Source organism: Rhodoblastus sp., assembly GCF_041915505.1.
Lineage (GTDB): Bacteria > Pseudomonadota > Alphaproteobacteria > Rhizobiales > Beijerinckiaceae > Rhodoblastus.
The window spans coordinates 1-12,421 of the sequence record NZ_JAYSBG010000072.1 but is presented as its reverse complement, the minus strand read 5'-3'; the positions used below and the strand labels follow the sequence as shown (position 1 = coordinate 12,421).

Annotated in this window: 9 protein-coding genes; 3 read left to right on the top strand and 6 right to left on the bottom strand. The window is 66.3% G+C overall.

What is annotated here, in order from left to right; all coding sequences use genetic code 11:
- Positions 1 to 64 precede the first annotated feature (64 nt).
- Positions 65 to 1,318 carry a sarcosine oxidase subunit beta family protein gene (locus tag ACE3S9_RS06895; RefSeq protein ID WP_374545704.1) on the bottom strand — a complete coding sequence of 418 codons (1,254 nt, stop codon included), beginning with the start codon at positions 1,316 to 1,318 and terminating at the stop codon, positions 65 to 67.
- 93 nt (positions 1,319 to 1,411) lie between these two features.
- Between ACE3S9_RS06895 and ACE3S9_RS06890 the strand changes: the two genes are divergently transcribed.
- From ACE3S9_RS06890 to ACE3S9_RS06880, 3 genes are all read left to right on the top strand, one after another.
- The gene (locus ACE3S9_RS06890; RefSeq protein WP_374545703.1) at positions 1,412 to 2,383 is read left to right on the top strand and encodes a GlxA family transcriptional regulator; all 972 of its coding nucleotides are present in this window, start codon (positions 1,412 to 1,414) and stop codon (positions 2,381 to 2,383) included.
- A 60-nt stretch (positions 2,384 to 2,443) separates the two neighbouring features.
- The gene (locus ACE3S9_RS06885) at positions 2,444 to 3,067 is read left to right on the top strand and encodes a helix-turn-helix domain-containing protein (RefSeq protein WP_374545702.1); all 624 of its coding nucleotides are present in this window, start codon (positions 2,444 to 2,446) and stop codon (positions 3,065 to 3,067) included.
- A gap of 136 nt (positions 3,068 to 3,203) precedes the next feature.
- Complete coding sequence (locus ACE3S9_RS06880) at positions 3,204 to 3,482, top strand: hypothetical protein (RefSeq protein ID WP_374545701.1); 279 nt, start codon at positions 3,204 to 3,206, stop codon at positions 3,480 to 3,482.
- Between the two features lie 105 nt (positions 3,483 to 3,587).
- Here ACE3S9_RS06880 and ACE3S9_RS06875 read toward each other — a convergent pair whose 3' ends face one another.
- The 5 genes from ACE3S9_RS06875 to ACE3S9_RS06855 all read right to left on the bottom strand — a co-directional run.
- Positions 3,588 to 4,445 (bottom strand): PP2C family serine/threonine-protein phosphatase, encoded by an 858-nt coding sequence (locus ACE3S9_RS06875; RefSeq protein ID WP_374545700.1) that lies wholly within the window; start codon positions 4,443 to 4,445, stop codon positions 3,588 to 3,590.
- A 1-nt stretch (position 4,446) separates the two neighbouring features.
- The gene (locus tag ACE3S9_RS06870; RefSeq protein WP_374545699.1) at positions 4,447 to 6,111 is read right to left on the bottom strand and encodes a bifunctional protein-serine/threonine kinase/phosphatase; all 1,665 of its coding nucleotides are present in this window, start codon (positions 6,109 to 6,111) and stop codon (positions 4,447 to 4,449) included.
- 209 nt (positions 6,112 to 6,320) lie between these two features.
- Positions 6,321 to 7,703: an APC family permease gene (locus ACE3S9_RS06865; protein WP_374545698.1), complete on the bottom strand. Its 1,383-nt coding sequence runs from the start codon at positions 7,701 to 7,703 to the stop codon at positions 6,321 to 6,323.
- A gap of 292 nt (positions 7,704 to 7,995) precedes the next feature.
- Complete coding sequence (locus tag ACE3S9_RS06860) at positions 7,996 to 10,491, bottom strand: FAD-dependent oxidoreductase (RefSeq protein ID WP_374545697.1); 2,496 nt, start codon at positions 10,489 to 10,491, stop codon at positions 7,996 to 7,998.
- Between the two features lies 1 nt (position 10,492).
- On the bottom strand, positions 10,493 to 12,421 hold a 1,929-nt coding region (locus ACE3S9_RS06855; RefSeq protein WP_374545696.1), incomplete at its 5' end, for a glutamate synthase-related protein.

Genomic DNA, 12,421 nt, shown 5'->3' with positions numbered 1-12,421 from the left:
GCGTCGCCGCGATAGGAAAATTCCTGCGCGTCGCGCGCGCCGCAATAAGGACAGGGGATCAGCATCAGTGCAGATTCGGCTGCGCGCCGACTCCCTTTTCGTCGATCAGATGGCCGGTGCGGAAACGGTCGAGCCGCATGGCGGCGGTGAGGGGATGCGGCTCGTCGCGGGCGATCATGTGGGCGAAGCACCAGCCCGAGGCCGGCGTGGCCTTGAACCCGCCATAGTTCCAGCCGGCGTTGAGATAGAGGCCGGGCAGTGGGCCGATCTCGAAGATCGGCGAGCCGTCCATGGTCATGTCGCACAGGCCGGCCCATTGGCGCGGAAGACGTAGCCTTCCAAGGGTCGGCATCACCGCCATGCCGCCTTCGAGGACGTCCTCGATCACCGGCAGATTGCCGCGCTGGGCGTAGGAATTATAGCCGTCGAGATCGCCGCCGAACACGAGGCCGCCCTTGTCCGATTGCGAAATATAGAAATGGCCGGCGCCGAAGGTGATGACGCCCGGCACGAGCGGCTTGATTCCCTCGGAGACAAAAGCCTGCAGCACCAGACTTTCGATCGGCAGGCGAAGGCCGAGTTTGTCGGCGACGCGCGAGGTCGAACCGGCGACCGCCAGCGCGATCTTCTTCGCGCGGATGGCGCCGCGCGTGGTTTCGACGCCGATCACGCCGCCCTCCGCGTCGCGCTGGAAGCCGGTGACTTCGCAATTCTGGATGATGTCCACGCCAAGCTGGTCGGCGCCGCGCGCATAGCCCCAGACGACGGCGTCGTGCCGCGCGGTGCCGGCGCGGGCTTGCAGCAGGCCGCCCTTGATCGGGAAGCGGGAATTTTCGAAATCGAGGAAGGGCGCGAGGGCGCGCACCTGATCGCGGTCGAGCAGTTCCGCGTCGGCGCCGGCGAGGCGCATGGCATTGCCGCGCCGGACATAGGCGTCGCGCTGGCCGTCGGAATGGATCAGATTGACGATGCCGCGCTGGCTCGCCATCACGTTGTAATTCAGCTCCTGCTCCAGCCCCTCCCACAGTTTCATCGACCATTCGTAGAAGGGTTCGTTGCCGGGCAGCAGATAGTTGGAGCGGAAAATGGTGGTGTTGCGGCCGGCGTTGCCGGAGCCGATCCAGCCTTTTTCCAGCACAGCGACATTGCGGACGCCATGATTTTTCGCGAGGTAAAACGCGGTGGCAAGGCCATGGCCGCCGCCGCCGACGATGATGACGTCATAGGCTGGTTTCGGCGCGGCGTCGCGCCAGGCCGGCTCGGCGAAACGGTTCCCGGTCAGCCCGTTGACGATGACGTTGAACAGCGAATAGCGCATCGGCTTTCCATCGCGGCGCGGCGCGCGCCTTGCGACCATGATGGCGCGTGGCGGCTTTGCGCTCTTGCCTGAAAGCGGCTAGTCTTTGCCTTAATGCGACCAAGCCGCGCGCCCGCCGAAGACCGGCCCCGCCATATCGGATTCCTGCTGCTGCCGGATTTCCCGCTGATGTCCTACGCCTCGGCGGTCGAGCCCCTGCGTGCGGCCAATGTGCTGGCGGGCGCCCCGCTTTATCGCTGGTCCAATCTGAGCGTGGACGGCGAACCGGCGCGCGCCTCGGTTGGCGTCACGGTTGCGCCCGATCTCGGCCTCGGCGAGGCGGGAGGTCTCGACCAGCTGTTCGTCTGCGCGGGCGGCAATCCCGCCGCCTTCGATCACAAGCCGACCTTCGCGCGCCTGCGCGCTGCGGCTGCGGCGGGCGTGGCGGTCGGCGGCATGTCGGGCGGCTCCTATATTTTGGCCCGCGCCGGGCTGCTCGGCGGGCGGCGCTGCACGATCCATTGGGAACATATTCCGGCATTGATCGAAGAATTTCCCGATGTGCTGCTGGAACGCTCGCTTTACGTATTCGACGGCGACCGCGCCACTTGCGCCGGCGGGCTGGCGGCGTTCGACATGATGGTCGATCTGATCGGGCGCCGGCATGGCGCGCGGCTCGCGATGGCGGTGAGCGAATGGTATTTGCGCACGCAGGCGCGCTCCGGCGAGGAAGACCAGCGCATCGCCTTGCGCGACCGCGCCCAGGTCGCCAATCCGCGCGTGCTCAAGGCATTGGCCTTGATGGAGGAGCGGCTGGAGGCGCCCTTGTCGCGCGAAAAGCTGGCGGAGGCGGCGGGCGTTACGCTACGCCAGCTTGAACGGCTGTTTGCCCGGCATATGCGCAAGTCCGTGGCTGGCCATTATCAGGACCTGCGGCTCGACCGCGCACGGAAATTGCTGCGCCAGACCAGTTTGCCAGTGATGGAGGTGGCGGTCGCCTGCGGCTTCATCGCGGGCGGACATTTTTCCCGGGCTTACAAGGCGCGTTTCGGCCGCAGTCCGAAGGCTGAAAGAACACCGGAATGATTGCCTGTGAGGAAATATCTTTTCTATAATGAAATTCAGCAGGATGATGGGACCATGGCCGTGGACGTGAAAGAACAAGACCCGCATTCGACAGCCGGCGCCAAGGAAAACCAGCTGGAAGTCGCCATCGGGCGGCAGGTGCATGAATATCGCGTGAAGCTCGGCATGACGGTCACCGATCTTGCGCGCCAGGCGGGACTTTCCGCCGGCATGTTGTCGAAGATCGAGAATGGCGCGACCTCGCCCTCGCTCGCCACTTTGCAGGCCTTGTCCAAGGCGCTGAACGTGCCGGTGACGGCCTTTTTCCGTAAATTCGAGGAGCAGCGCGACGCGACTTTCGTCAAGGCGGGGCAGGGCCTCGCCATCGAGCGGCGCGGCACCCGTGCGGGCCATCAATATCATCTGCTCGGCCATTCGATCGGCAAGTCGCTGGTGGTCGAGCCCTATCTGGTGACGCTGACTGAAACCTCCGATGTCTTCCCGATCTTCCAGCACGCCGGGCAGGAGTTCATCTATATTCTCGAAGGCGAGGTGCAATATCGCCATGGCGACAAGCTCTATCCGATGACCGCCGGCGACAGCCTGTTCTTCGACGCCGATGCGCCGCATGGTCCGGAAGAGTTGAAAAAGCTGCCGATCCGCCTGCTCTCCGTGATCGTCTATTCGCGCACCGGCGAGATCTGACGCGGCGTCGAAGGCAAGCGCCCGATGTATCAACAGCTTGACAGCGCCGCCGCCCGCCAGGGCAGTGCGGGAACCAAGCTGGCGCCCCCCGAATTTAATCGGAAAACGCTATCGCCGTCAGGCGAAGGAGTGAGCCATGCACGCGACAGAGGAAATCGACATAGCGTGTGGGACGCATTGGCATCTTAGACGCCCGGTGGGCAGTGTGAACGTGAACGTCGCCTCGAACCATGAGGTAGAGCTGGTCGCATCATTCTTGCCTGATCCGAACTGGTCTTCCGCGGAAAGCCCGGCGGCCCCCAGCGTCGCCATCCATATAGGTCAGCTGGCCGCCACCGGCCTGATGCTGAGGCTTCGCGAGACATTCCAGACCTTGAATTGGCCGTTGCCAGAAGAAGGTGAATGCCAAATCTGAATCCCTTCAAGCGCGGATTCGGATGCGCCATTTTCCTGTTTCGGTTTCGCCTGCGGAGGCCTGCGCCCCCATCGGACTTGGGCTTGGCCTTATGATCTCGCTGCTCTAGCGCCGCAGCAGCAGATCGAGCATCAGGCAGAGCGCGAGAACCCCGGACAACATCCGCCAGAACAGCAGCGCGTCGCGATCGCGGGGCGGCGCGGCGGCGCGGGGCGTGAAATTCTCCAGCGCGCCTTGCGGAACGTCGAGCACTTCGACCACCAGCGCCGTGACATTATCGGCGCTGCCGGCGTCGAGCGCGGCCTCGATGAGGCGCCGGGCGGTCTCTGGCGGCGCGTCCGCTTCGCCCAGAATTTTCGTTAGCCGCGCCAGCGGCAGCGCGTTATGCAGGCCATCGGTGCAGAGCAGCAGCCGGTCGTGCGGGGCGAGATCGATCGCGGCATGGTCGATGAGGATTTGCGGCTCGAATCCGATGGCGCGGCGCAGGCGCAGGGCCGGTTCGCCAATATCGACGACATGATCCTCGGTGAGCTGCTCGAGCCGCCCGCCCGACAGCCGATAGGCGCGGCTGTCGCCGACATGCAGCACATGGGCGCAGCCGCCCGTCAGCAGCAGCGCCGTGAAGGTCGTCGCCATATTTTCGAGCGCGGGATCGCGCCGTCCCTGCGCCGCGACCCAGCCATTGACGGCTTCGAGCGCGCGGCTTGCGGCCTGCAGCGGCGGGATATGGCGCGAGGCGCCGTAATAGCCGTCGATGAAGGCGCGCACACTGGTTTCGGCGGCCTCGCGGCCGCCCTTGTGGCCGCCGAGTCCGTCCGCCACCACGGCGGCCGCGCCGCGCGGGCCGTGCGAGGGATCGAGGCGGAAGGCGGCGTAATCCTGATTGCTGGCGCGCCGGCCCCGCGCGCTGGCGAGGCCGAAGGCGAGCCGCAGCGCGCGGCGTTCCGCAGGCGGCGCGATCATCTCATCGCCTCGCCAGGATCAGCAGCAGGCAGGCCAAAGCGAGCAGGCCGGCGGCGGCGCGCCAGAAGGCGAGGCCCCATTCGCGCCGCCGCACGGGCGGCCCGCTCCAGTCCTCGTGCGCCAGTCCGTAAAGCAAAGCCTCGCGCAAGGCGGCCGCGTCGGGATAGCGCCGGGCCGGATCCGTTTCCAGCGCGCGGCCCAGCGTCGCGCCGAGCCAGCGCGGCAGATCGGGCCGCGCCCGCGCCAGCGGAACGGCCTCGCGTCGGCCGAACGGGAAAGCGCCGCCGCTGAACATGCGATAGAGCGTGACGCCGAGCGAAAAAACCTCGCTGCTCTCGCTCGCCGCGACGCCGCGAAACAATTCCGGCGCCATATAGCGCGTCGTCCCGCCGAGCGAATCCGCGTCGGGATCGTCGAGGCCGGGCAAGGCGGCGAGGCCGAAATCGAGCAGCTTGATGTCGCCGCCTTCGAGCAGGAAAATGTTTTCCGGCTTGATGTCGCGATGGACGATTTGTCGTGTCGACAGATCGGCGATGGCCTCGCACAGGCTCAGCGCCACGCCGGCGCCCTCGGCGAGCGAGACCGGCGGGGCGCGAGTCAGCCGCGCGTCGAGCGTCTCGCCCCGATAGAACGGCATGACGAGATAGAGGCTGTCGCGCCGGCCCGGCGGCACGTCGAGATAATCCACGGTCCAGCGACTGCGCAGCCGGGTCCCGATCCAGGCCTCACGTAGGAATCCGGCCTGGAACACCGGGTCCTGCGCCATGGCCGGCAGCGGCAGCTTGAGGACGATATCGCGCTGTCCAATGGTGTCGCGGGCGCGCTTGAGCAGGGTGTAGCGCCCGCGATAGAGCGTGCGGCCGATCAGAAAGCCGTCGAGCACATCGCCCTCATGCGGCGGCGGCCGGACCGGAAGGCGCGCGAAATCGCTCGCGAGGTCTTCGGCCTGCGGGGCCGGGGTGGCGACGATGGCGAGCGCCGCCGCCGTGCCTTGGCCCAGGCTCTCGACCAGACGCTCAGTGAGTTCTTGCGGCGCCAAATCCGACAGCAGCAGGCGCGTCAGTTCGCCTTCATCGCGGCCGCGCGCAAGCGCCGCGCTGACGAGGACGAACAGATCGCCCGGGCGCGCTTCGATCTCGGTCAGCTCCGCATGGGCTTCCGTATCGAGGCCGACCGCGCGCGTCAGCGCCGCGCCCGGGGCGAGCGGGCGCAGATGGTCGCGCGTCAGCCTCCGGACGGCGCCGTCGCGGCGCAGATAGATGCGATTGGCGCCGAGATGGAGGATCGCGACGCTCTTGCCGGCGGGCGCGAGCACGGCGACCAGCGAGGCAGCCATGCCGCCTTTGAGAGGATCGGCGCCCGACTGGCGGAACAGCCAGTCATTGGCGCTGGTGAGCGACTGGGTAGCGGCGCGCGCGGGCGACAAGGTGGCGAGCGCGCCGAAATAGCCGTCGATGAACAGGCGGCCGGCGATCTGCGCGGCTTCGGCGGCGGCGGGCGCGGCTTCGTCGCCCTCGGTCACGACGGCGGCGAGGCCGCGGCGCGGGGCGGAGCAATCCTCGCCGCGCGCGGCGACGTGAAATTCCGTGGCGGCCATGGTGGCGCGCGCCATCCCGAGAGACAGGGTCCAGCCAGCCGAGACGAGCGGGTCCGGGGAAGAAGTCATCGCGGGCTGGTCCGGCAAAGCGCGAGAGTTGAGGAATCATACCATTGGGCATTGAAAATGACCGATGGTATCCGCGCCGAACGGCGCGGCGGCGGCTGACGCCGCCGGGCGCCTTTCCCGTCGATCATTCGACGGGAAAGGCAAATTCGATCATGCGTCACAGGAAAAAAGGGGCGAAGGAAAATCCTCCGCCCCAGTCGGCGTGAACGTCAGGCTTCGGCGATGACCTCCATGTCCTTTTCGATGCCGAGCAGGGTTTGCGGCGCGCGGGTCTTGAGGATGAAGAACCAGGCCACGCCGACCGCCAGATAGCCCAGGAAGATGTACGGCAGCAGGTTGAGCGGATAGGCCGGCACGGGATAGACGCTGCCGACCACGGCGCCGGCCATCAGCACCACGCCGAGCGCGCCGAGGACGACATCCCGGGTCTTCGCCTCGCCGGTCTTGTTCAGATAGAGCGGCGCGCAGATCGAGCACAGCAGATAGACGACGATGAAGCCGAACGAAGCCATCGTGCCATACCAGCCGAAAGTGTCGGTTTCGGCGCCGGCGTTCACGAAGGCCGCGCAGAGCGCGAAGTTAAGCGAGGCGCCGAAGCCGAGCGCGACATAGGGCGTCTTGTGCTCGGCGTGGACCATGCCCATCGATTGATGCACGAACTGGTAGCGGCCGAGCGAGAACAGCAGCCGGCCGAAGGCGTTGAGCGAGGCGAGGGCGCAGGCGAAGGAGCTGATCGAGGCGCCGAAATAGACGACCGCGGTCAGCAACGGGCTCTCGTTGCTGAGAATGTCCGCGAGCGGCGAGGAGCTGGCGGCGAGCTTGGTCACGTCGTCGTCGAAGCCCATGGTGATGACATAGGTGGTGAAGACGAAGAACAGGCCGGCGGAAATCGCGGTCCAGTTGATGGCGCGCGGGATGGTTGCGCCCGGGTCGCGGGTTTCCTTGGCGAGCGTCGCGGCGCTTTCGAAGCCGACGAAGGCGAAAATGCCGAACACGATGGCCTGCGGCACCGCGCTCGGGGCGAGGCCTTCCATGGTGATCTGCTTCATGTCGGCCTTGAAGCCGAATTTGTAGAGAACTCCGAGACATACGACGAAAATGATAGCCACCGAAATAGCTTCGAGGCTGAGGCCGATGCGCGAGGACATGCGGATGTCGCGCGAGGACAGGAACCACGCCAGGGCCGAGACGAGCCCATAGAGCAGCAGCATGGGCGGAACGAAGGTCACGCCGAGGCTGGTCAGCATGGTCTTGATGAAGATCGAGGTCGCGACGGTGAGCGCCATGGCGGTGGTGAGATAGGCGGCGAGCATGGACCAGCCGGACAGCATGCCCCAGGACGGCCCGAGCGTGCGCGAGACATAGAGGAAGAACGAGCCGGCGGAGGGGATTTTCTGCGCCAGCCTGCCGACGCTATAGCCGACCACCAGCATGGAAATGGTGGCGAGCAGATAGACGAACCAGGAGCCGGTGCCGGCGGTGCCGGCGACGACCGCGATGGACAAGGCCGGGGTGAGGGTGGGCGAGACATTGGCGACGGATTGGCCGAGGGTCTCGATGAAGGATAGGCTGTCTTTGCGTAATTCGGACATGCTCTCACTCCGAGCTTGAGCGCCGTCGCCAGCGCTTTCCTGAAAGGAACAAAATATTACTGGCAATTAGTGTGCCAACAATGGTTCCGGTGTTAACCCTTGATATCTAACGCTTGTTTTTGCTGGGGATTGTGACGGATGGCGCGTCAAGTGCGGAAATTGGGCATGGGCGCCTATAAATCAGCATCGCAACTTGGATAGAGCCGATTTTATGCGCATAAATTTTATTTCATTTCATGAAAAAACCCGCGACAATGGGGTCGCGGGCGTAGCTAGGCGTTAGATGTTGAAATCAGGCGATTTTCTTGCGTCCCGCCATCACGATTTCCGTCGCGTTTTGGGCGCGCAGCGACAAGGTGCGCAGATCTTCCGGCTCCAGATTGTGCACATTGGTCTTGCCGCAGCAGCGCGCCATCATCGAACATTCGGCCGAAGCGGCCTTGAGGAAGGCTTGTAGGCGCTGGCGGGCGTCCTCGGCCGCCACGGCCGAAAAGTCCACGCCCTTCGGCTGGACGGCGCCGCCGATGGCGAGGCCTGCCGCGACTTCGATCACGCCGGCATTGGCGCCGAGCGCCAGCATTTTGGCGAGGTCGGTTCCCGAACGCAGGCCGCCGAACCAGATCAGCGGAAAAGCCTCTTCTGCTTTGCGTCCGCGCAGAAAAGCGACCGCCTTCGCCAGCAAGGAAAGGTCCGGCGCGCCGGCGAGATCGGCCCAATCGGCGCCGAGATGGTCGGAGCCGTCGAGCAGGACGAGATCGGCCTGTTCGGCGAGCGCGAGATCGAGCGTGCGCAACAGGGTCGTTCGGGTCGCGATCAGCCCACGCAATTGGCCGGGACGCGGCGGCGGGAGGGCGGACGGCGCCGCCTCGTCCGTGCGCAGCAGAACGGCGGCGGCCGATAAATCCGCATCTTCCGGGCGGTCTGCGATCTGCAGCCAGGGCGCCGTCAGGCCGGACAAAGGCTTGCGGCCGAGAAAGGCGCCGCCGGCCTCGCCGATGGCGGCGGCGACCGCGGCGGCGATGGGCTCCGGCGCGTCCTCGAAGCCGGCGACCAGCAGCGGCTGGGCGAGCTTCAGGCCCTTGCCGAGATCGGTCGCAGTCTTGCAGGCCTCGCGATAGGGGTCGATGACGAGGCGCGTGAGATTGGCCGGCAGGAAGGTGATCTCGTCGAAAGTCGCGCGGCCGACGACGATGGGGTCGGGGCGGCTGTCAAGCTTGGCGCGGGTGAAGGCGGCGAAATCGGCTGGTTTGGCGTCGGTCCGGGCGAGCGTGAAAATGCTTTCGCGGGTCTTCACCGAATAATCTGCCGAGCCGGTTTCGGTGTCGCAGCGATAGCAGCGCGCGGCCTGTTCGATGGCGGTTTTCGCGTCATAGCCGGATTCGGCGTCGCCGAACGGATCGGGCTTGGCCACCCCGACGAAGGGCGGCTCAGCGTGCGGCAGTTTCTCCCACGCCTGATCCTGCGCCACCGGTACGTTGCGGGTGCGGTAAGGCGTGCGATAAGGCGCAGGATGGGCGATTCCTTCCAGCGCAGCGAGCACGTAATAGGCCGCCTTGTGGCCCTGGAACATGGCCTGCACCAGCGTGGACGAGCCAAAGGCGGCGTCACCGGCCGCGAACACGCCCGGCAGCTTGGTCCCCATGTCGGAGGCGCGCGTAAAAATCTTGTCGCCGTCCATCAGGCCGTGTTTCGCCAGTTCGAGGCTGACCGCCTTCTGGCCGACGGCGGCGATGACCATGCCGCAATCGAGGTCGAAACCGGAGCCTTCGACCAGCGAGAAGGCGCGGCGGCCGTCCGGGCCAGGCGCGCCGAGCGCGGTCTTGGCGCATTGCAGGACGAGGCCTTCGGCGCCCGCTACAACGCCGGTCGGTGCGACATTGTAGAGGAATTCGACGCCTTCGGCCTTGGCGGCGGCGAGTTCATAGGCGCGGGCGGGAATTTCCGCGGGGCCGCGCCGATAGGCGACCACGACTTTTTCCACGCCCGGCAAGCGCAAGGCGGCGCGGCAGGCGTCCATGGCGACGTCGCCGCCGCCGATCACCACGATCTTTTTCGGCAGGGTCGGGCGCTCGCCGCCGTTGATGCGGTTGAGGAAGGACACGCCGTCGATCACGCCGGGCAGATCGTCGCCGGACACGCCGAGCTTGCGACCGGCCGAGGCGCCGATGGCGAGCAGCACGGCGTCATGTGTGGCGCGCAATGCGTCCAGCGCCACCTTGTCGCCGAGCGGGGCGTCGAGATGCAAAGTGATGCCGGGGCAGCGTTCGAGAATGCGGTTGATGTCTTCCTCGACCACCGCGCTCGGCAGGCGGAAATCCGGGATGCCCCACAGAGCCATACCGCCGGGCTTCGACTGCGCCTCATAAAGATCGACGCGATAGCCGGCGAGCGCGATATCCTGCGCGGCGGTCAGTCCGGCGGGGCCGGCGCCGATGATGGCGACGCTCTTGGCCTTGTCCGGTTGGACTGGCGGCAGATGATAGCTCGGCCCGAGCGCGTCGAGCACATAGCGTTTCAGCGCGCGGATCGCGACCGGGCCGTCGGATGAGGCGCGGCGGCAGGCCGGCTCGCAGGGCGCGTCGCAGACGCGGCCGCAGACGCCGGAAAGCGGATTGGTGGCGGTGATCGCCTCCAGCGCGTCGCCCATTTTGCCGTCCCAGATCAGGCCGACATAGGAGGCGACGTCGGTGCCGATGGGGCAGGCGACCTGGCAGGGCGGCGGCTCGTAATGCGGCAGCGCGCTCTGGTCCTGGCCGAGGTCGACGGAAAAGGGCTTGCAGCTTGCCATGTCAGGCGACCTCGGTGAGCAGATTGTCGGCGAGCGGGCGGTAGTTCGGCTCGTAGGGCAGGCCGGTGATGGCGGCGGCTTCCGGCGTCAGCGCCACCAGATCGGCGCGCGAAAGATCGCGGAAATCGCTGTAGCCGAGCGCCTTCACCAAAGTGGCGATCTGCCAGCGCACGGCTTCGAGATAACGCGCGATGGCCTTGGCCTGCATGTCGATCTGGTAGCGCGCCTCGTGCTCCGGATCCTGCGTGGCGATGCCGACGACGCAATTGCCGACATGGCATTGCATGCAGGAAATGCAGCCGCCCGCGATCAGCGCCGCCGTGCCCATCGCAACCGCGCTGGCGCCAAGCGCGAGCGCCTTGACGGCGTCGACGCCGTCCTTGATTCCGCCCATCAGCACGATGGGCATGTCGTCGCCGGCGTCGATCTCGCGCAACCCGTCGAGCGCCTCCTGAATGGCGGCGAGGGTAGGGATGCCGACATTTTCCAGCACTTCGGTCGAAGCCGCGCCGGTCGAGCCCTGCATGCCGTCGAGCTGGACGAAATCGAAGCCGTCCTTATAGGCGATCTTGATGTCGTCGCGGACGCGGCCGGCGCCCATCTTGATCGAGATCGGCTTTGTGTAGCCGGTGGCTTCGCGGAATTCCTCGACCTTGATGACGAGATCGTCGGCGCCCATGATGTCGGGATGGCGCGAGGGCGAGCGCAGGTCGATGCCTTCGGGAATGCCGCGCACGCGCGCCAGCTCCTTGGTGACCTTCTTGGCCATGAGCTGGCCGCCGAGGCCGGGCTTGGCGCCCTGCGAAATGTAGATTTCCAGCGCGTCGGCGCGCTTCATGTCGTGGATGTTCCAGCCGAGCCGCCCGGACAGGCATTGATAAATCAGTTGCCCGGCTTCCGCGCGCTGCTCGTCGAGCATGCCGCCCTCGCCGGTGTTCTCGACAATGCCGGCGAGCCGCGAGGCGCGGGCGAGCGCGATCTTGGTGGATTTCGATAAGGCGCCATAGCTCATCGGCGCGATCAGCACCGGCATGGAGAGTTCGAGCGGCTTGGCGCCGTTGCGGTCGCCGATTGTCGTCTTCAGATTGACCGAGGCGAGCGCGTCGCTCGCGGCGCGGATGCGTTCCGGGTCGAGCTTCAGCGCGATATCGCCGAGATGCGGCATGCTCTTGGCGGCGCCATAGCCGCGAATGCGATAGCGGCCGATCAAAGCCTTGGCGTGGATATCCTCGGCGACTTTCGCGTTCCAATAGGTGCCGTTTTCGGCGACCGTATAGGGCAACGGCCGCGAGATCGGCTCGTTGACGCCATAGCGCAATTTCGCGCCGGCATTGACGATCTTCTGGAAGGCGCCGTCGAAGGGAACGTCATATTTTGCGAGGAAGGCGCGGACCTCCGCATCCTCGTCCGGCGTCATCTCTGCCAGCTTGGCGTCGGCGCCGAGGCTCTGCACCGTGCCGCCGACATAGATCGCGCCGCCGCTCATATCCTCGCCGACGCGCTCGCCGGAATCGCCAAGAATAATGATCCGCCCGCCATACATCATATAGCCGGCGAGGAAGCTGGCGCTGCCGCAGCACAGCAGCGTGCCGGCCTTCATCACCTGTCCGGCGCGCGAGCCGATATTGCCCTTCACCACCACTTCGCCGCCGCGCAGGGCGACGCCCGCAATGGCGCTGGCGTTGCCGCCGACCACGACCGAACCGTCATAGAGGCTGTCGCCGACGCCCCAGCCGACATTGGATTCGATTTCGAAACGTGCGCCATGCGACAGGCCGGCGCAGAAATAGCCCGCCGAGCCGCGCACGCGCACCTTGACCGGCGCGACCAGGCCGACGCCGAGATGATGGCGCGCGTCGGGATTGAGCAATTCGATATCCTCGCCCCGCGCGCCCGCCGCGCGCATCGCCTCATTGGCTTCGCGCACCGG

Excerpts from the sequence above, each read along its gene's own strand:
- ACE3S9_RS06895 (WP_374545704.1), bottom strand. The coding sequence starts at position 1,318 with ATGCGCTATTCGCTGTTCAACGTCATCGTCAACGGGCTGACCGGGAAC.
- ACE3S9_RS06890 (WP_374545703.1), top strand. The coding sequence starts at position 1,412 with ATGCGACCAAGCCGCGCGCCCGCCGAAGACCGGCCCCGCCATATCGGA.
- ACE3S9_RS06880 (WP_374545701.1), top strand. The coding sequence starts at position 3,204 with ATGCACGCGACAGAGGAAATCGACATAGCGTGTGGGACGCATTGGCAT.
- ACE3S9_RS06875 (WP_374545700.1), bottom strand. The coding sequence starts at position 4,445 with ATGATCGCGCCGCCTGCGGAACGCCGCGCGCTGCGGCTCGCCTTCGGC.
- ACE3S9_RS06870 (WP_374545699.1), bottom strand. The coding sequence starts at position 6,111 with ATGACTTCTTCCCCGGACCCGCTCGTCTCGGCTGGCTGGACCCTGTCT.
- ACE3S9_RS06865 (WP_374545698.1), bottom strand. The coding sequence starts at position 7,703 with ATGTCCGAATTACGCAAAGACAGCCTATCCTTCATCGAGACCCTCGGC.
- ACE3S9_RS06860 (WP_374545697.1), bottom strand. The coding sequence starts at position 10,491 with ATGGCAAGCTGCAAGCCCTTTTCCGTCGACCTCGGCCAGGACCAGAGC.